Raw genomic sequence first — 20743 nt, forward strand, 5'->3', positions numbered from 1 at the left:
TGAAAATGTTAAATAAATGCTATTTATTTTTGATGTGATAATAAGCATTGTACACATAACATCCTACACAGAAATTGAAAAACGCCTCTAGACCTGCGCAAATCAGCAAAATTCCGCTTACGATAATACTGTTGATTTCGAGAAGATTAAAAACCAGTAATGTCAATGAAAAAATAAAACCTACTTGTGCTGCAAATTGTTTCGGGGGAAAATAAATGGGTTTTTGTTCAAAATTAAAAATCAAAACTATTTTTTCTGCTAAAAATCCTAAAAAGCTCCATTTTCCGTATCCAGAACCTCTCAAAGCAAAATCTATCAATAGAAAAATAGGAATCCAAACGAAATGAGTTGTGATGTATAAAGTGGTTAAGATAAATACTAAAAATGCGGTTATTCTGATTTTGTTTTCTGTTGGCATGAATGAAATTTTAAATGATTAAATAAAAAAAAGTCCTCATTTCGAGGACTCAGTGATATATGGAGACATTTGTATTTTAAAACGTTACATAATCTAACCCGTCCTCTTTTGTTTTAAAAGAACAACAGCAATTCATTTTTTGAATTTTTGTAAAAGTAGATAATGTGGTTTTCATATTTTGATAGTGCAAAAATAAATCATTGGCAGAATTTCATCAAATTAAATGCCAAGAAAAATCAACTTCTTATTATAGAAAAAATGAATGAAACGAAGATAAAATACTTTATTTGAAGAAAAGATAACCGTAAGAAAATTGTTAAAAATGATTGTTTAAAAAAAAGTTTCTACTTTTGCAAAAATTTTGTGCATGTCAAAAAATCTAGTAATCGTAGAGTCACCAGCAAAAGCGAAGACCATTCAGAAGTATCTCGGGAAAGATTTCGAAGTGAAATCTAGCTTCGGTCATATCCGAGATTTACCCAAAAAAGGAATGGGAATAGACCTTAAAACCTTCACGCCAGATTACGAAGTTTCTGCGGATAAAAAGAAATTGGTAACTGAACTGAAAGCAGCGGTGAAAAAAGCGGAAATCGTTTGGTTGGCTTCCGATGAAGACCGTGAAGGAGAAGCTATTGCTTGGCATTTAGCACAAGAATTAAAACTCAAAGAAGAAAATACTAAGCGTATTGTTTTCCACGAAATTACCAAAAATGCAATCCTGAAAGCGATTGAAAACCCAAGAAAAATTGACCAGAATCTCGTAAATGCTCAACAAGCAAGAAGGGTTCTCGACAGAATTGTAGGTTTTGAAATGTCGCCAGTACTTTGGAAAAAAGTGAAAACAGGACTTTCGGCAGGTAGAGTACAATCTGTTGCAGTAAGATTGGTCGTAGAAAGAGAACAAGAAATTAGAAATTTCAAACCGACTTCTACTTATAAAGTGGAAGGAACTTTCGTAAATGCAGAAAAGCAAGAAATTGCTGCAAAACTGAAAAAAGATTTTGCTCAAGAAAAAGAAGCGGAAGCATTTTTAGAAAAATCTCAAAATGCTGAATTCAAAGTTTTAAATGTAGAGAAAAAGCCAGGAACGCGTTCTGCTTCTGCACCTTTTACTACTTCTACATTACAGCAGGAAGCGTCTAATAGATTAGGATACAATGTAACTTCTACCATGAGAATTGCACAGCGTCTCTACGAAGAAGGGTACATTACTTATATGAGAACAGACTCTGTAAATTTATCTCAAGATGCGATTAGCGCTGCAAAAGATTTCATCGAAAAAGAATTTGGAGCAGAATATTCTTCGCCAAGAAATTACACTACGAAATCTGCATCTGCTCAAGAAGCGCACGAAGCAATTCGTCCGACTGATTTTGGAGTAAAAACCATTGGTGATGCGCAACTCAATAAATTATATCAACTCATTTATAAGAGAACTTTAGCTTCTCAGATGGCAAATGCAAAAATTGAAAAAACCGTAATTGAAATCGGGAATTCTGCTTTGCCAAGTCATTTCGAAGCACAAGGTGAAGTAATTGTTTTCGATGGTTTCCTGAAAGTCTATGGAATTTCGAAAACTGAAGAAGATGATGAGGAAAACAACGAAAAACTATTGCCAAAAGTAAATGTAGGCGAAGTTTTAACCTATAAAAAAATTACAGCTACCGAAAAATTCACTAAACCAGCAGCGAGATATACAGAAGCTGCTTTGGTAAGAAAATTAGAAGAATTGGGAATTGGTAGACCTTCTACTTATGCACCAACGATTCAGACGATTCAGAATAGAGAATATGTAGATAAAAGAGAAATTCTTCCACAAGAAAGAGAAATTGTAAAACTTTCTCTAGGAAAATCTGGACTGAAAAAAGAAGTTTTGACGGAGAAATTCGGGGGAGATAAAAATAAATTCGTTCCTACAGATATTGGCGAAGTGGTGAATGAATTCTTAATCAATAATTTCAATGAAATTTTAGATTATGGTTTTACTGCAAAAGTAGAGCAAGATTTTGATGATATTGCCAATGGTTCAGAAAAATGGAAAGAAACGCTGAAGCATTTCTATGATAATTTCCACCCGAAAATTGAGGATGTAGAAGAACATGCAGACAGAGCTACTGGCGAAAGATTATTAGGTGTAGATCCTAAATCTGGCAAAAATGTTTACGCTAGAATGGGAAGATATGGTGCGATGATTCAAATTGGGGAAAATGATGATGAAGAGAAACCAACTTACGCTTCACTTTTGCCAACGCAGAATATCAATACCATCAGTTTTGAAGAAGCTTTAGAATTATTTAAAATTCCTTTTGATTTAAATGAATTCCAAGGAAAATCAGTTTCTGTTGGCGTAGGAAGATTCGGGTCTTATGTAAAATGGGGAGATGCTTTTATTTCTATTGGAAGAGGAACAGATCCTTTTTCGGTAACTCAAGAGGTTGCAGAAAATTTTATCAAAGAAAAAATAGAAGCAGATGCGCCAATTGCTACTTATAAAGGTGAACCTGTGACGAAAGGAACAGGAAGATTTGGGCCATTTGTAAAATACAAAGATTTATATGTAAATGTTCCTAAGAAATATGATTTTGACAATCTTACTCAAGGAGATATTGAAGAACTTATTTCTGCCAAATTAGAGAAAGAAGCAAATCGTTATATTCAGCAATGGGAAAAAGAAAAAATTTCTATTGAAAACGGAAGATGGGGTCCTTTCATCAAATTCGGAAAAGGAATGTTCAAAATTCCTAAAAAAGAAGATGGAAGTAAATTTGAAGCAGAAGAATTGAAAACCGTCTCTTTGGATGAAGTAAAAAAATGGATTACTGATCAGGATAAAACAGCTTTTGCTGAAAAGAAAAAACCTGCGGCAAAGAAAACAGTTGCTAAAAAACCTGCAACGAAGAAGAAATAATTTTCAAAAGATTATAAAATGAATAGGAGCGGACTTTAGTCCGCTTTTTTTATTGGAAAATTATTTGGCTTTAGCCGAAACTTAAATTTTTAGTTGCAGAAGTTATTTTGTAAGTTTGTAGGAAAGGTTTTTAAAAGAACCGAATCAGAAAACAGTAAACTCAAAAAATGAACATAGAAGACATTATCATCTCACCAAAAAAAATAGAAACTCAACCTTGGCAATTAGGAAGTGTGATTACGAATGAAATTCCAGAAAACGGGATTTTGTTGGTTTTTTGTAGTGATTACAGAGGCGGAAAAGGAAATGCTGTTGCCAAAAATTTTGATACGGTAAGAGAAGAATTTTACAAACTTTCGAAATTTGATTTTGAAATCCCGATTTGTGATTTGGGAGATCTTATTTCCGGGAAATCACTTCAAGATACGCACTATATTTTGCAGGAAATTCTTTCTTCTTGTTTGTATAAAAATACGGTTCCGATTGTTGTAGGTGGCGGAAATGATTTGTCTATTGCGATGATTCATGCGCTTAATTTTCATCAAAAAAACATCAGATATACTCAGATTAATAATAAAATTGACCTTTCCAATGAAGGCGATGAAATTTCAGAACAAAACTTTTTACAGAAAATTTTCAATTCTAAATTGTTGAGCCTTAAAGATTATCATCATCTTGGGTATCAGAAGCATTTGAACGAAATAGATGCGGTGAAATTGATGAAAAGTGTAGAGTTTGATGTGATTAGATTGGCTGAAATGATGGGAAATACCGATAGAATTGAGCCTTTTTTCCGTAGAGCAGATTTGATTACGCTGAATTGTGATGCGGTGGAAAGTTTTGCAGAACCTTTTTCGGTAAATCCTCAAATTAATGGATTGAATAGAAGGGAAATTTGTGCGGTGATGAAAGAAATTGGTTTAGGCGAAAACCTGAAAATGGCAGGAATTTTCAACTTTAATGCAGATGCAGAAAATATCTTGAATCATCAATTGTTGGCACAAATGCTTTGGTATTTGTTGGAAGGAATAGATATTCAAAAAACACATCCGAAAGAACGTCATTACGATACTTTTTGGGTGTTGATAGATGATCAGGAATTTGCTTTCAAAAGAGACAGTTTTACGGGATTGTGGTATTTTGGAAGTGATGAAAATATTCAAAAATGCGTTCCTTGTTCACAGTATGAGTATGATATGGCAAAGAATGGCATGTTAAGTGAAAGGCTTTTGAGAGTGTGAAATCGTGAAACTGTAAAATCGTAAAGTTGTAAAAATTTTTAAACGGTTTTACAAATCAACAACTTTACGAAGAAAAATATGAAAATATCTGTAATCGTTCCGGTTTACAATGTTGAAAATTATCTGGAGAAATGCTTAAATTCTCTGGTGAATCAGACTTTGCAGGAAATAGAATTTCTAGTTGTTAATGACGGAAGTACGGATAATTCTCAAAAAATTATAGAAGTTTTTCAAAGTAAATTTCCTCAAAAAATAAAAGCTTTTGCAAAGGAAAATGGAGGTTTAAGCGATGCGCGAAATTTTGGAATAGATAGAGCAACGGGAGAATTTATCGCTTTTGTAGATTCAGATGATTATGTTTCGGCAACAATGATGGAAGAAATGTATGATTTGGCAAAAAAGCACGAAGCCGAAATTGTAATTTGTAATCTTCAGAAAGTAGATGAAAACGGAAACGTAACTCAAAAACTCACGCAAATCCCGAATTTGCCTGAAAAAATAGATTTGGAAAAGCATTTTTCAGTGTTTTCTGATATTTCTTATTTTGCGTGCAATAAAATTTTCAAACGAGAACTTTTTGAAGGTAAAAGATTTCAAAAAGGGATGCATTTCGAGGATATTGAACTCATTCCACAAATTTTACTTCAATGTAAAAATTTGGCAAAAACAGACGCTTTTCATTATCAATATTTAGAGAGGAGCAATTCTATCTCAAAATCTCATACAGAAAGAGGTTTGGATATTTTGATGGCCGTGAAAAATGTAGAATTTACATTTGAAAATTCTGAATATTCTCACAAGAAAACAGAACTGAAAAACTTCCAAATTTTAGAAGGTGTTTATACTTTTTTGGCGTATCTCGCTTTTGTAAAAGAGGATGTGGTGTACCAAAAAATGTCTTCGGAATTGAAAAAGTTCATTAAGGAAAGAAATATTTCAACTTTTGAAATCTTGAAATATCAAAGATTTGGAAAAAACTATCTGCTTTCGCTTCCTCTGAAAAAACAAGTGTATTACCTGCTGTATTTCTTCGGACTTGAAAAAGTTATTAGAAAAATGATTTGAAAAACACGCAAAGTCGCAAAATGAGTTTTTGAAATTTTACATTTTTAGTTCGCAAAGATTTTAACTTCGTTAAAATAAAATTTAATCCATTTTTGTGTTTTCCTCAAAATTCATTTGTGAGAGCAGAATTATTCCGATAATGATGGGAATGAAAAGTCTGATTTCCCACAAAATCCCCACCATTAAAATCATCAATAAATAAGGCGAACAAAGAAGCAAGAACGCTGAAATTTTGCTAATGTTTTGTTGTGAACTGCTTATTTTTTGAGTCCATCTGATGAAAATAATGAAGAATAGAATTCCTAAAAGGTTATTGGGTTTGGTGAGATTTTGAACTAAATAAATACCTTCACTAACAGTTGCTTCGTCTGTTTTCATGAAAATTCTCACCGAAATATAAGCCAATAAAAAAGCAAAAACTGGTAATGCAATGATTTTGATGAATTGCTGTAATTTTTCTTTTTTCAATATTTCTTTGTTTAGAAATAAAGCGCCTAAAAAAGCAATATTCAAGCTTGAAGTTTCTCTATTTAAGGTTGAAATAAAAATGAGTGCGGAAATAACGATTAGTTGTTGCGGTTTTCTTTCTTCGAAGTATTTCAGCGTGAAAAATAGGGTAATTGCAAATAAAAATAAAGCGGGACTGTCATAAGGTGTTAAAACGTAGCTGGTAATACTAATCAACAATAAAATAAGGGTGTGAATTATAATTTTGACCACTTCTGAAGTTTTAGCAAATGTTTTCAATGTGAAAATTTCGCTTAATGAAAAGGAAGTAAGCACAAGAAAAAAAGCATTGAAAAGGAAAAAACTGTGGTAAAAAGGAGTTCCGTACTGTAATGCATATTCTTTTAGAGTAGGATTTAGGCTCGTGAAAACGGCATTAAATTGTTCAAAAAACCAAACCAATGCATCTCTGGAGATAAATCTAAAATTGTAAACGTTGCTGTAGTAATAATCTGGCAGTTTTTCTAATGTTGAATAAGGAAAATAAGCAGAATTGAAGCCATAGAACACCATCGTCAAAAGGACTATTGGTAGCAATAAATTTATCAGGAGTTTATCAGAGATTTTCTGCATCAGCAAATTATTTGATAACAAATTTAATTTTTTTCGCTGAATAATGGAATTAATAAAGCAATAGTTTACTTAACGATTAAAAAAATTATATATTTGTATATTGTTGAGATAGCTACAGGAAATGGTTTTTTTACACCCTGCATTTACTTTATTATTTATATTTCTATTTTTTGGTTCTTTATTAGAGCTTTTCCAATTTAAGAAAAAGACACCTGTGTTTACTATAATTGCGGGAGTAGCACTCATTATTCTGGGAGGATTTAGATATTATGTAGGAGCAGATTATCCGGCTTACAAAAATTTATTCGTAGGTTTTTCTATTTACACAGACTATTTAGATGTCTTTAATAAAGCAATCTTTAAAAAATCGGCAGAAGAGATAGAGTGGATTTTTGTGTTGATCAATAAAATCATTTTTGATTTAGGAATGCCATTTTACATTGTGACTTTTGTGATGGCGCTTATTACTATAAGTCTTAAACTTTCTACCATTTATAAATTTTCTCCGCTTCCTGCTTTGTCTACGTTGTTTTATTTTATGCCTGTTTTCTTTTTCGAGGATTCTGGACAGATGAGACAAGGGGTAGGAATTGCCATCTGTGTTTACTCTTTTCGGTATATTGTAGAGCGAAACTTAATGATGTTTTTGCTTTGCATTTATTTAGCATTAGGATTTCATAAGACATCTATCGTTTTTTTACCTGCGTTTTGGCTTGTGAAAATTCCTATGAATAGTCAGAGAATTTTGTGGGCATTGGTGATTTGTTTATTGCTTTCACCATTAGAACCGTATAAACTTTTTGGAGACATGTTCACTTCGCTTCTGCCTCAAGATGTTTCAGGAGGTTATGATGCGTATGTTAATGATAGTCAGTTTGGTGGAGATTTAGAATATGGGATTACAGATATTGTAAAAATTTTCTTTATCATTACTTTACTTATTTTTGAAAAAGAAGGTTCCAAGAAAATTGCATACTTTGAATATATGAGAAACTTAGCGGTTTTTGGTTTGTGTATGTATTATCTTTTTAGAGGTACTAGGATTTTTGCAATTAGATTACCGGGAGTTTATATGTTCTTCTTGACTATGTTTGTGATTCCAAGTTTAATTTATGCAGTAGAAGATAGAGCAAAAAAATTCTTAATATCAGGGTATTTATTGTACCTTTCTTTAATGTATTTCAATTTTGCTAAATCTAATGGAGAAGCAGGGAATTTTACACCAAGTAAATATCAGAATATACTTTGGAAATAAAATTTGAACAAATCAAACAATTGATATGGATAAAATAGATGCATTTTTTCAGACAATAAATTTTCCGAGTTTTTATTTAAAGGTGATACTCTCTTTTATCACTTCGCTTCTGATTACGTATTATTCTATTCCTACCATTATAAAAATTTCTAGAAGAAAAAACTTGATGGACGAACCTGGGCAAAGAAGTTCCCACGAAAGAAAAATTCCCAATTTAGGAGGAATAGCTCTATTTTTTGCCATTTCTGTAAGCGCTTCTATTTATGCATATCAATTGTTTGATTTGTATAAATTTTTGTTTGCTTCATTGGTTATTTTGTTATACATCGGGGTGATGGATGATATAGTAGTGATGAGGGCTTATAAAAAATTAGTAGCGCAATTAGTGGTTTCTGCTATGTTGGTCATAGGTTCAGATGTAAGAATAAGGAATCTTTTTGGAGTTTTTGGCGTTTATGAACTCAATTATTTTTTGAGTGTAGTCTTTAGCATTATTACGTTTATTATTTTGGTGAATGCATTTAATTTGATTGATGGAATAGATGGTTTAGCCGGCAGTTATGGATTGATTTGTTTTGGACTTTTGGGGATTAGTTACTACCGATTAGGAGAATATAATTATCCGTTGGTGATTTTGTCTACTACAATCATGGGAAGTATAATTGGATTTTTATCTTATAATTTATCAGACCGGACCAAGAAAATTTTTATGGGAGATACCGGTTCTATGGTCTTGGGTTTTCTATTGACTTTCACTGCAATTTGTTTTATTGATATTTTTATCGCAAAAAGAGGTCCAGGTGTAGTTTACTATCATTTAAATTCAGCGCCGGTGATTGCTGTTGCGATTTTAATTTTGCCAATAATTGATACTTTAAACGTTATCATTATAAGATTAGCAGAAAAGCGTTCACCTTTCGAAGCAGATAAAAATCACATTCATCATAAATTACTGAGAATGGGATTATCTCATAAAAGAGCTACTTTTTATATTATTTCTTACTATCTTTTCATAGTTTTAGTTGCTTATTTTTTGAGACATATAGAAAATAATTCTCTTTTAATTCTTATAATTGGTTTAGGTTTTTTAGGAGCTTATTTGCCTGATATTTTCATGAGGAAAAAAATTAAGAATTAAGTGTTACTTTTGTTAAAAATAAAAATTAATGATGAAGAAATTTAACCTGCTCATTTTATTCATGTTTATTATCGTTACTTCTTGTATCAATGTACAAGATGTAAGGTATTTACAGCCTAATGAAAATCTTGTACTTAATTCTGAAGGACTTATCTCTTATGATAATATGCCCAAATACAGAGTGACGAGACATGATATTCTGAAACTGAATATCATTACTACTTCAAAGGGAGATGCAGCACAGTTTTACTCTAGTATTCATGCTCAGCAAAGTGGAGTGGCTTCTGGTGGTGGTTCTAATAATTCATCAGGTGGTGGTAATGAATCTAGTTTTTATTTCAATGGATTAAGAATAGATGACAATGGGGAAATTTATATTCTAGGAATTGGAAAAATAAAAGCAGAAGGAAGAACTATAGATGAAATTGCAAATGATATTCAAAATAAAGTAAACGAAAACTTTTTGCCAGAAAAATCAGAAGCAAGATTATTTCTAGAAGGAATTAAATACACTTTTCTATATGATATGCAAGGTAAATCTACTCAGAAAACGGTAAAAGATGCTTCTGTGAGTATTTTAGAAGCCATTGCAGAAAATGGAGGTTTAGACAGAAGTGTAGACAGAAAAAATGTAATCATTTATAGAAAATTTCCCGAAGGGATAAAAAAAGCTCAAATTGATTTAACCAGAGAAGATTTACAAAACTCACCTTACTTTTGGTTGCAAAATGGAGATTTGGTAGTCTTTAATACCAGAGCGAAGAGCTTTTATGGTTTTGGCAAAGAGCCTCTACAAACACTTACTACCGGAGTTTCTATTCTTACTACAGCTCTTTCGATTTATTTATTGATAACTAAAATCTAATTGATGATTCCTGAAAAAAACATAAATGAAAGTAAAAATCCAGAAAAAGAAAAAGTAGGAACTTTTGATTTTTTTAATTTAGAACACTTTCTCAGCAGAATAATTAAAAACTGGTATTGGTTTTTAATTTTAGGATTTTTAGGATACGTTACTGCATATATTTACAATAAATACTATGCACAGAGAGTTTATGCTTCTAGTACTACTGTAAGTATTTCTAATAATTCTTCTAGCTATTTTACTCCTAATCAGTCTATTAACTTTATTTGGGGAAATAGTTCTAATCAAGAAGGTTTATTTCTTAAAAAACTTCTTACTTCTAGATCTCACAATGAATATTTAGCCCAAAAACTAGATTTATTTGTAAACTATAGTACCAAAGGTAGACTAAAAACCACTTATGTAGACAAAGATGATTCGCCAGTATTTTTAGTGATAGATAAAAATCATCCGCAGGTTGTAAATAAAGAAATAACGCTTATTCCTAAATCTTCAGGAAAATATGAAGTGATTTTACCAGAAGAATTTTCTGTGAATAATCTCTATGATTATAATGCCGAGGAATTTAGAAGAACTTTAAATTTTAAAAGAGTTCCTAATAAAATTATTGGCGTAAATGAATGGTATGAAACGCCATTCCTTAAATTCAAATTGGTAAAAAATAATCAACCTCTTGAAATAGATTTAGAGAATATTGTAATTAATCTAAGAACCATCGACCAAACGGTAAATGAAATTAAATCTACGCTTTCCATTGAATTTGACGAAGAACTGAGTACCATGATGATTATTTCTAAAAAAGGATATAATCTTAACAGTACGGTGAATTTTCTCAATAGAAGCGTAGAAGAACTCATCGAAAAAAGAAAAAGAGATAAAAGCATCGTAGAAAAAAATACAGTAGAATTTATCAAGGAAAATTTAGATAAAGCCAAAATAAAACTTGATTCTAGTTCTGCCAGATTAAATACCATTAAAGTACAAGAAAAACTAACCGATGAAAAAGGAGATGTTTCTGGTATTTTGCAAAATATCAATACTTTAGAACAAAAAAGAGCGGAAATTCTTACTAAAGTTAATGCGCTAAATGCTGTAAGAAACTCTGTAGGAAAAAATCTTGATAATATTATCAATTTAAATGCAGCCGGTGTAGAAGATGGTACTTTTAACGCTTCTGTTGCAGAGCTTAAAACACTTTACGCAAAAAGAGCAGAACTTTCTACGATTTACACTCCGCAATCAGAACCTATAAAAGAAATTAATCGATTAATTAATGAGGCGAGAGGAAATTCCTACAAACATCTCAATAGATATTATGGAGTTTATGATGCGGAATTGGCTACGCTTAATAATCAGATTGCAAAATATGAAATGGAATTGGGTTCTCTTCCGTATAAACAACAGAAATTTGTAGATGCACAAAGAGGTTTTACCGTAAATGAAACAACTTATAGTACACTTCTAGAAAAACTTTCTGAAGCAGAACTGAGACTTAAAACCAATACCTCTGATATTACAGTTATTGACAAAGCTAAAAATCTAGGACAAGCACCTATTTCTCCTAATATTGCTTTCATTAGAAATATTCTTTTATTAGGATTTTTATTAATTCCTTTATTGATTCTACTCATTTCTGAGTTGTTAGACAATAAAGTAAGAGTAATTAAGGAAGTAATAAATGCCACCAAAATTCCACTTTTAGGAGTTATAGGTAAAAATAATCACGAGAATAATTTAAGTGTTCTAGAAAAACCAAAATCTTCGGTTTCTGAAGCATTTAGAGGAGTAAGAGCTAATCTTAGATTTTTATACAATGAAGACGGTAAAAGTAAAGTTCTCTTGGTAACTTCTTCTGTTGGTGGTGAGGGAAAAACATACGTTTCTATCAATATTGCTTCTGTTTTAGGGTTAAGTGGTAAGAAAACAATCCTGCTCGGAATGGACCTTAGAAAACCGAAAATTTTTGGAGATTTCAAGGTGGATAATAAAATAGGAATTTCTAATTATCTTACTGGCGAAGTAAAAATGGAACAGATCATCAACAAGACTAGAATTCCAGATTTAGATGTAATCACTTCTGGACCTATTCCGCCAAATCCTTCAGAATTATTGATGAGTGAGAGAAATCACCAATTTATAGAAGAATTGAAGAAAATTTATGATTTTGTTATTATAGATTCTCCACCAGTTGGTTTAGTAGCAGATTCTTTTGAATTGATGAAGTATAGTGATGCTAATGTTTATGTAGTAAGACATGAGTATACCGAAAAATACATGCTTAAAATGGTTACCGAAAAGTATCATAACAATGAAATTAAACATCTAGGACTTATTTATAATGATTTCGAGATGGATAAAGGTTACGGATATGGTTACGGCTATGGCTATGGTTACGGATACGGCTATGGTTACGGATATTTTGATGAAGATGCCAATTATGAAGAGCCTACCTTGATTAAATTACGCAATAAACTAAAGAAAATACTGAAGATTAAATAATATCTCTCCCTCTTTTTTTGAGGGAGTTTTTTTAACATAAAACAATATTTAAAACACATTTGGGTTTTAAATAAAAATATTTAAATAAAATTTATACTTTAAGTGGTAATATTTAACTAAACATTAAGATAAGTCTTAATGTAAAAATGTTTTATATTTGCAGATTATTAAGCCGCTGAAGTTGTAAGTAACCCACAGCAAACATGAAGAGAAAAACATTAGTAATCATCGCCTTATTTTTCATCAATCTTTTTGCCCATGCTCAAAGACACGAAATAGGTATACAATTGGGAACAAGTAATCTTACCGGTGATATTGGTAAGACTAAATACATCAATCCTTTTCCTAATAGTGTAAATAATTTATCTAATGAAGGGATACCTTTTTATGGTGCAATCATGTACAGAATGAATTTTAATCCATACCAATCGGTAAGATTTAGACTTGCTTACAACCATATACAGTTTAATGATAAATATGCTCAAGAATTATACAGAGCAAGTAGAGGTTTATACGGAACCAATTCTGTTTACGAAGCTTCTGCCATTTTTGATTATAACTTTTTACCAGTAAACGAAGAGCAAAAAAGTATGCTCAGTCCATATATTTTTGGAGGAATTTCTGGCTTAATGTTTAACACGACTTTAGAAGGAAATAAATTTGGTTTTGCCATTCCTTTTGGAGCAGGTCTTAAATATAAATTTAACTATAACTGGGCATTGTTCGGAGAATTTATGTTCCGCGCTACCAATAGTGACACACTAGATTATAGTGATGAATACAATCTAGGGAATTTAAATTCTAAAGATTGGATGAATTCTATGTCTCTTGGTCTTTCTTATTCATTCGGAAGACCACCATGTTATTGTCAATAAGTAAATAATGATGCAGGAAATTTTAGAAAAAATTGATAAAAATAATCTTCCAAAACATGTAGCCATCATCATGGATGGAAACGGAAGGTGGGCAAAATCCAGAGGAGAAGAAAGAACTTTTGGACACAAGAATGCCATTTCAGCAGTAAGAAACGCTATTTCAGCTTGTGATAAAGTAGGAATAGAATACCTTACCCTTTATACTTTTTCTACAGAAAACTGGAATCGTCCTAATGATGAGGTAAACACATTAATGAGTTTACTTTCTGAAACATTATTAAAAGAAGCTGCAGAACTTTTTTCTAAAGGAATTAGATTGCATGTCATCGGCGAAGTAGAAAAACTTCCCACTCTAGTAAGAGAGCAACTTCTAAATGTAGTAGAGCTTACTAAAGAAAATTCAAAAGGTAATCTTGTTCTTGCATTAAGCTATGGCTCACAAAGAGAAATTTTAAATGCAGTAAAAGAAATTGCCCAAGAAGTAAAAGAGGGAAAAATTTCTCCAGAAGATATAGACGAAACACTATTCGAAAATCATCTTTATACTAAAGATTTACCTCCAGTAGATTTATTAATCAGAACCAGCGGAGAAGTTAGAATTAGTAATTTCTTACTGTGGCAAATTGCATATGCAGAATTACAATTTTTAGATATATTTTGGCCAGATTTTCAGGAAGAACATCTTTACCAATGTATCATAAACTACCAAAACAAAGAAAGAAGGTTTGGTAAAACCAGTGAACAAATCACTAATTAATTTTTTATAGAATATTATAACCAATGAGATATATTTTAATCCCAATTTTTTTATTTTTTGCGTCTGTAGATCTTTCGGCGCAGGTAACTCCTAACCAAGAAACTGCCGCTGCTCAAAATCAGCCTTCTTCTTATATCTTAAAAGACATTGTAGTAGATGGTGTAAAAAAATACACTCCTGCTCAAATTTTGAGATTTACAGGACTCAGCAAAGGAGAAGTAGTAGATATTCCTGGGCAAAAAATCAGCAGCGCTGTTAAAAAACTTTGGGAAACAGAATCATTCTCGGAAGTAGAAGTTTATGTAGAAGATGTAGAAGGACAAAGCGTAATTCTTAAATTCTACTTACAAGACCTTATGGAATTAGGCGAAGTGAAATTCGTAGGAAAAGGAGTAGGAAAATCTAAAAATGAAAAACTCATTAAAGATAATAATCTAAAACCTGGAACTAAAATTACCAATGACTTAATTTCGTCACTTAAAAATAAAATTCCACAAGAATATGTGAAGAAAGGTTTCGCAGATGCTAAAATCACTATTCAAGATAAAATTAATGCAAATGACCCTAACCTTGTAGACTGGACTATAGAAGTTGCTAAAGGGAAAAGAATTAAAATTGCAAAAATAGAATTCGAAGGAAATGACCAAGTTTCTGATGCGAAACTTAGAAAAAAAGGTTTCAAAGAAACAAAACAGAAAAGATTTGGTATCAAAGGAATTCTAAAACCATCAAAATTCATTAAAGATAAATACGAAGAAGACAAAATAAATCTTATCAGTTATTATAACTCTTTAGGATTTAGAGATGCTAGAATTGTTTCTGACTCAGTTTGGAGAAATGATAAAGGATTTAATATCAATGTAAAACTAAACGAAGGAAAGAAATATTACATCGGTGATGTCAATTTCATTGGAAATACTTCTTATTCTACAGAAGTTTTGCAAAAATTATTAGGCTACAGAAAAGGAGAAATCTATGATGCAGTAGGTTTTAACAAAAAAGTAGGTGAAGATGGTGGCAAAGAAGATGATACAGATATCAAATCACTTTATTTGAATAACGGATATTTATTCTCTACTGTTGTTCCGGTAGAAAAAGCAGTAAGAGGAGATTCTATCGATATAGAAATTAGAATTAAAGAAGGAGAAAAAGCAACTTGGAATAGAGTAACTTGGTCTGGTAACACTACTACTCATGACCATGTAATTCTTCGTTCACTTAGAACAAAACCAGGGAATTTATTCTCTAAATTAGATATCAAAAGAACTTATTTTGATTTAGCTGGGATGCAATTCTTTGACCCACAACAAATTGGTCAAGATATCCAACCAAATCAACAAGATAATACGGTAGATGTTCATTGGACTTTAGTAGAAAAAGGTTCATCACAGGTTCAGTTACAAGCTGGTTACGGTGGTAACTCATTTATCGGAACTTTAGGGTTAACTTTCAATAACTTTTCACTAAGAAATTTCTTGAAACTTAAAGATTTCAAACCAGTTCCACAAGGAGATGGACAGATGCTTTCTGTACAAGCGCAAGCTGGTCAGTATTTCAAAAACTACAGTTTATCATTTACAGAACCTTGGTTATTTGGGAACAGACCTACAGCTCTATCAGTAAGCCTTAACCAATCTATGGTTAATTATAAAGATTATACGGGTTCTAGTCAAAAATTAAATATCTTCTCAGCAAGTGCAGGTTTGAATAGACTTTTAAATTGGCCAGATAACTATTTTTCTCTATATACAGGGATTTCATTCCAGAGTTATAATTTCAAGAATTATCCATTCCAGTTTGGTTCTACTACTGTGAGCAATGGTAATGCAAACAACTTCAGTTTCAATGTTGGATTAAGTAGAAATTCTGCAGGTTATGACCCAATTTTCCCAACTACAGGTTCTAATATTGAAGCGAGTATTAAATTCACGCCGCCATACTCTTTATTCCAAAATAAAGATTATTCATCTATGACTCCACAAGAGAAATACAGATGGATGGAATTCTATAAAATTAAGTTTAAAGCAGATGCTTATAACGAAGTAATTGGGAAATTAGTTCTAAGAAGTACCGCAGAAATGGGATTCTTAGACGGATATAATAAAGATTTAGGAGCGCCACCTTTCGAAAGATTCTATGTAGGAGGTACAGGTTTATTTGGTGGTAGATTTGATGGTAGAGAATTGGTTCCGTTAAGAGGTTACGAAAATGCTTCTACAGAAGGAGGTTCATCTACAGATATTACACCAATTGGTGGTGGAACAATCTACAGCAGATATGCAGCAGAATTAAGATATCCTATTTCTATGAATCAAACTGCAAAGATTTTTGCATTAACTTTTGCTGAAGCAGGAAACACTTGGAACAATTATTCTGCATTTAATCCGTTTCAGTTAAAAAGATCAGTAGGAGTGGGGATTAGAGTTTACATGGGTGCATTTGGTTTAATAGGATTTGATTTCGCTTATGGATTTGATAAAACTATTGGTGGCTCAGAACCTTCAGGATGGCAGACTCACTTCTTGATGAACCAGTCATTATAACACACAATCATCATTAATATGAAAAATTTAAAAGTTTTTTTAATATTTTTAATTTTTTTAACGGCTAATTCTGTTACATTTGCACAAAAAATAGGAGTGGTAGATACCAATTATATATTGAGTAAAATGCCACAGTATACAGAAGCACAATCGAGACTAGAAGAACAAATCAAAGCTTGGGAAACAGAATTGCAAACCCTACAAGCAGAATATGATGCAAAAAAAGCCGCTTTTGAAAATGAAAAAGTGCTTTTAGTAGGAGAGCAATTAAAACAAAGAGAGGCAGAAGTAAAAAACCTCGATAAAAAAATTAAAAAATTTATTGCTGAAAAATTCAGCGGAGAAGGAGAAATTAATAAATTTAGAGCCAATTTAGCAAAACCTTTTCAAGACCAAATTTGGAATGCCATCAAAACAGTTACAGAAAAAAATAGTTTGGGCATAGTTCTTGATAAAAGTAGTAATATGAGTGTTATTTTTCTTGATAAAAGATATGATTACACCGACAAAGTTTTAGACCAATTACTTAAAGGTCCTTCTAAAGAAGATACAAAAAGTAAAGACGCTAAAGCAAAAAATAAAAAATAGTAAAATAATAAACAATTTAAATTTTTAGAAAAACATGAAAAAATTAAGCGTATTATTTGCAGCAGTGATGATGTTTATGTCGTTCGGAGTTGCAAAGGCTCAGAAGATAGCTACAGTAGATGTGGCAGCTATTCTTAACATGATGCCAGAAAAAATAAAGGCTGACGAACAATTAAAAGCTTTCTCTACTGCTAAACAAGCAGAATTAGAAAAACTAGCGACTGCTTTCCAAGCAGATGTTCAGAAATATCAACAAGAAGGAGCTAAATTAACTGCTCAACAAAGAGATGCTAAAGAAGCTGAGTTGGGTAAAACTCAACAAAATCTTCAGCAAATGTCTCAGACTGCTCAAAAAGATTTATTAGACAGACAAGACGCTGCTTATGCACCAATCGAAAAAAGATTAAACGATGCTATTACCAGAGCTGCTAAAGCAAACGGTTGGGATTTCATCTTTGATTCTGCAACTAATGGATTAATCTACAAAGCTGGTCCAGATGCTACAGCTGCTGTAAAAAAAGAATTAGGAATCTAATCTATATCCTAAATATTATAAAACCACCTTACCATAAGGTGGTTTTTTTATTTATTTTTGTACCATCATTCTTTATAAGAAAAATAAAGAACATTAATCTTAAATTATGAAAATGGAAAAAGAAGTTTCTAGTGTTGTAAAAATTAGATTCAGCGATTGTGACCCAATTGGTCATCTTAATAATGTAAAATATTTGGAATACATGCTCAATGCTAGAGAAGATCATGTAGAAGAATTTTATGGCTTCACTTACGAAGATTATTTCAGAAGAACAGGTTGTACTTGGGTAGCGGTTCAGAATGAAATTGCCTATTTAAAAGAAGTAAAAGCAAATACCAAAGTTGTAATCAGCAGTAAAACCATCGAAATGTCTGACAGAGTTTCTAAAGTAGAAATTCTAATGAAAGACGAAAACGAAAAAGAAGTTTTCGCAGTACTTTGGATTACGGTTATTTATTTCAATATGAAAACAAGAAGATCTGAAGCTTTACCAGCAGAAACTAAAGAACTTTTTTCTCAGTATTTGGTAGAAATTCCTCATCAAGAGTTTAAAGACAGAGTTCAATATTTTAGAATTTTAAATAAAGGATAAGATGGAGCTAGAAAAAACACCTCTTTTAGATTGTTTTATTTTAAAACCGAAAATCTGGAACGATAATCGCGGTTATTTTTTCGAAAATTATAATGAAAATATTTTCCAAAAACTTTCTGGCAAAGAAGTAGATTTTGTTCAAGATAATCTTGCATTTTCACATTACGGAGCAATCAGAGGTTTGCACATGCAGCTTCCACCTTATGCACAAGCTAAATTAGTTTATTGTGTACAAGGTAGAATTTTAGATGTTGCAGTAGATGTAAGAAAAAATTCTCCCACTTTTGGACAATCTTTCGCTGTAGAACTCACCGAAGAAAACAGATGGCAATTATTTGTGCCAAAAGGTTTTTTACATGGGTATTCTGTACTTTCAGAAACGGCGCTAGTGGGATATAAATGTGATGACTTTTATAATAAAGAATCAGAATGCGGCATTCATCCATTAGATAAAACCGTAAATATTGATTGGAAAATTCCAGCAGAGCAACAATTAATCTCCGAAAAAGATTTAAACGCGATTTCTTTTTTAGAACTTCCTAAAATTATTTTATAATGAAAAAAATTTTAGTTACTGGAGCAAACGGACAATTAGGACAATGTCTTCAGAAAATTTCTTCTCAATTTGAAGAGTTCGAATTTATTTTTACAGATTCAGAAACATTAGATATTACCAATAAAGAAGAAGTAAATGATTTCTTTTGGCAAAATGCTCCTGATTTTTGTATTAATGCTGCGGCTTATACTGCGGTAGATTTAGCAGAGACAGAGCTAGAAAAAGCTTTTTTGGTGAATGCAGATGGTGCAGAAAACTTGGCAGAAGCTTGTGCAGAAAATAATGCGCAGTTTATTCACGTTTCTACAGACTATGTTTTTGATGGCGAAAATAATTTAGCATATACTGAAGAGGACTTTACTAATCCTTTGGGAGTTTATGGCGCATCTAAATTAGCAGGAGATGAGTTGGCTTTAGAAGTAAATCCCTGTTCGGTTATTCTCAGAACTTCTTGGGTGTATTCAGAATTTGGCAAAAATTTTGTAAAAACCATGTTGAATCTTTTCGCAACCAAAGAAGAATTAAATATTGTAGCAGACCAATTTGGTCAGCCAACCAATGCCAATGATTTAGCCGAAGTTATTATGAAAATTATAAAATCAGAAAAAATTACACCTGGGATTTTTAATTTTTCTAATTTGGGCAGAATTTCTTGGTTTGACTTTGCGGAAAAAATTGCAGAACTTTCAGATGCTAATATTAAATTAAACGCAATTGAGACTTCGCAATATCCTACACCAGCAAAAAGACCTAAAAATAGCGTTCTAGATTTAGACAAAATTTCTAAAACCTATGCTATCCAATTAAAACCTTGGGAAGAAAGTTTGGAAGACTGCGTTCAAATATTACAAAATAATTAAAATGAAAAAAATCTTATACATATATATAGTATTATATAGTAGTTTTTGTTTCTCACAGAATATATTCCTTACAGAAGCCAAAGAAATTCATACCAATAATGATAAATTTCTTTATGCTCTCAAGGAAGAACCCAAAACAGATGCTCAATATTTAGGAAAAATAGAAGTTTCAGGATTTTCTAATGATGATACTGCTGTTTTTTCAGAAATTTATAAAAAAGCAAAATCCATCGGTGGCAATTCCTATTATATGAAGCCCGCCGAAAATATAGAAGGTAATTCTACCTTTAATCCACATCACTATATATTATATATATATTATAAGGAAAAACAAACCATTCCTCAAAAAGAAAATACAGTCTACCTTATTAATCCCGAAAAAGAAATCGAAGTAAGGATCAATAATAAAAAAATAAAGTTGCCACAGAGAAGTTTTCTACAGTTAGATTTATCTCAACAAGAGATTACAGATATTTCTGTGGGTAAATTTTTAGGAGCTAGAATAAAACTCCAAGCTAAAAATAACCAGCCCGAACAATATTTTCAGATTTCAGGGAAGAAAATCTCGGTCAATTCACCAGCTTCACCAGGGATAAATTATAAGACAGGAGACATTATAGCCCTCGAAAAATCCTTTGCAGATTTTCTTTTAACTATATATCAGAGATTTTAGGAGCCATTTCCCGCTTTCCACTTCAATCTTTTAGGCAGGTCAAGGCCTCTCTTCAAAAAAGGATTTCCGTTTCAATCGGGGCTATATAGTGATTTCAAAATAAGATTTACAATTTAATATAAGGAATAAGTAAATTTTTCCTATTAGTTTTCAGTAAGTTGTGATTTATGTCATAAAAAACATGTAAATAAATTTGGGGATTGTGTAAAACTTCGTACTTTTGCAATCCGAAACAACGGGAAGCGCAGGAGGTAATTAAGGAAAAAGATACGAAACGAGAACATAAAAATATTTA

At 31.7% G+C, this 20743-nt stretch carries 18 protein-coding genes; 16 read left to right on the top strand and 2 right to left on the bottom strand.

All coding sequences use genetic code 11. The features are described 5' to 3' along the window. Window positions 1-19 precede the first annotated feature (19 nt). Window positions 20-418 (bottom strand): DUF4395 domain-containing protein, encoded by a 399-nt coding sequence (locus ACT53I_RS12280; RefSeq protein ID WP_476079873.1) that lies wholly within the window; start codon window positions 416-418, stop codon window positions 20-22. A gap of 367 nt (window positions 419-785) precedes the next feature. On the opposite strand from ACT53I_RS12280, the gene topA reads away from it, so the two are divergent. The 3 genes from topA (at window position 786) to ACT53I_RS12295 (ending at window position 5632) form a co-directional block, all read left to right on the top strand. After that, the gene (topA, locus tag ACT53I_RS12285; protein WP_476079874.1) at window positions 786-3326 is read left to right on the top strand and encodes a type I DNA topoisomerase; all 2541 of its coding nucleotides are present in this window, start codon (window positions 786-788) and stop codon (window positions 3324-3326) included. A 167-nt stretch (window positions 3327-3493) separates the two neighbouring features. Continuing rightward, on the top strand, window positions 3494-4567 hold the full coding sequence (locus ACT53I_RS12290; protein ID WP_476079875.1) for an arginase family protein: 1074 nt from the start codon (window positions 3494-3496) through the stop codon (window positions 4565-4567). A gap of 78 nt (window positions 4568-4645) precedes the next feature. After that, the gene (locus ACT53I_RS12295) at window positions 4646-5632 is read left to right on the top strand and encodes a glycosyltransferase family 2 protein (protein WP_476079876.1); all 987 of its coding nucleotides are present in this window, start codon (window positions 4646-4648) and stop codon (window positions 5630-5632) included. 81 nt (window positions 5633-5713) lie between these two features. Here ACT53I_RS12295 and ACT53I_RS12300 read toward each other — a convergent pair whose 3' ends face one another. Next, a complete protein-coding gene (locus ACT53I_RS12300) occupies window positions 5714-6712 on the bottom strand; it encodes a hypothetical protein (protein ID WP_476079877.1) in 999 nt (332 codons plus the stop codon). A 214-nt stretch (window positions 6713-6926) separates the two neighbouring features. Here ACT53I_RS12300 and ACT53I_RS12305 point away from each other — a divergent pair, with 214 nt between their 5' ends. From ACT53I_RS12305 to ACT53I_RS12365, 13 genes are all read left to right on the top strand, one after another. Next, complete coding sequence (locus ACT53I_RS12305; RefSeq protein ID WP_476079878.1) at window positions 6927-7967, top strand: EpsG family protein; 1041 nt, start codon at window positions 6927-6929, stop codon at window positions 7965-7967. Window positions 7968-7992: 25 nt separating this feature from the next. Beyond that, the gene (locus ACT53I_RS12310) at window positions 7993-9105 is read left to right on the top strand and encodes a glycosyltransferase family 4 protein (RefSeq protein WP_476079879.1); all 1113 of its coding nucleotides are present in this window, start codon (window positions 7993-7995) and stop codon (window positions 9103-9105) included. A gap of 28 nt (window positions 9106-9133) precedes the next feature. Continuing rightward, entirely contained in the window at window positions 9134-9970 is an 837-nt protein-coding gene (locus ACT53I_RS12315; protein WP_476079880.1) for a polysaccharide biosynthesis/export family protein, read from the top strand. A gap of 3 nt (window positions 9971-9973) precedes the next feature. After that, window positions 9974-12469 (top strand): exopolysaccharide transport family protein, encoded by a 2496-nt coding sequence (locus ACT53I_RS12320; RefSeq protein WP_476079881.1) that lies wholly within the window; start codon window positions 9974-9976, stop codon window positions 12467-12469. A 203-nt stretch (window positions 12470-12672) separates the two neighbouring features. Continuing rightward, window positions 12673-13344, top strand: coding sequence for a type IX secretion system protein PorG (porG, locus tag ACT53I_RS12325; RefSeq protein ID WP_476079882.1), 672 nt, complete (start codon window positions 12673-12675; stop codon window positions 13342-13344). 10 nt (window positions 13345-13354) lie between these two features. Continuing rightward, complete coding sequence (locus ACT53I_RS12330) at window positions 13355-14101, top strand: isoprenyl transferase (RefSeq protein WP_476079898.1); 747 nt, start codon at window positions 13355-13357, stop codon at window positions 14099-14101. Between the two features lie 23 nt (window positions 14102-14124). Then, the gene (locus tag ACT53I_RS12335; RefSeq protein ID WP_476079883.1) at window positions 14125-16644 is read left to right on the top strand and encodes a BamA/OMP85 family outer membrane protein; all 2520 of its coding nucleotides are present in this window, start codon (window positions 14125-14127) and stop codon (window positions 16642-16644) included. Between the two features lie 18 nt (window positions 16645-16662). After that, window positions 16663-17232, top strand: coding sequence for an OmpH/Skp family outer membrane protein (locus ACT53I_RS12340; RefSeq protein ID WP_476079884.1), 570 nt, complete (start codon window positions 16663-16665; stop codon window positions 17230-17232). Between the two features lie 34 nt (window positions 17233-17266). Then, complete coding sequence (locus ACT53I_RS12345; RefSeq protein ID WP_213197349.1) at window positions 17267-17767, top strand: OmpH/Skp family outer membrane protein; 501 nt, start codon at window positions 17267-17269, stop codon at window positions 17765-17767. 112 nt (window positions 17768-17879) lie between these two features. Then, window positions 17880-18359: an acyl-CoA thioesterase gene (locus ACT53I_RS12350; RefSeq protein WP_476079899.1), complete on the top strand. Its 480-nt coding sequence runs from the start codon at window positions 17880-17882 to the stop codon at window positions 18357-18359. A 1-nt stretch (window position 18360) separates the two neighbouring features. Next, the gene (rfbC, locus tag ACT53I_RS12355) at window positions 18361-18915 is read left to right on the top strand and encodes a dTDP-4-dehydrorhamnose 3,5-epimerase (protein WP_476079885.1); all 555 of its coding nucleotides are present in this window, start codon (window positions 18361-18363) and stop codon (window positions 18913-18915) included. Next, window positions 18915-19775: a dTDP-4-dehydrorhamnose reductase gene (rfbD, locus tag ACT53I_RS12360; RefSeq protein WP_476079886.1), complete on the top strand. Its 861-nt coding sequence runs from the start codon at window positions 18915-18917 to the stop codon at window positions 19773-19775. The genes rfbC and rfbD overlap by 1 nt, the downstream gene beginning before the upstream one ends. A 1-nt stretch (window position 19776) precedes the next feature. Next, window positions 19777-20448: a hypothetical protein gene (locus ACT53I_RS12365; RefSeq protein ID WP_476079887.1), complete on the top strand. Its 672-nt coding sequence runs from the start codon at window positions 19777-19779 to the stop codon at window positions 20446-20448. Window positions 20449-20743: the final 295 nt, after the last annotated feature.

It is taken from the genome of Cloacibacterium sp. DMC96 (assembly GCF_056313765.1).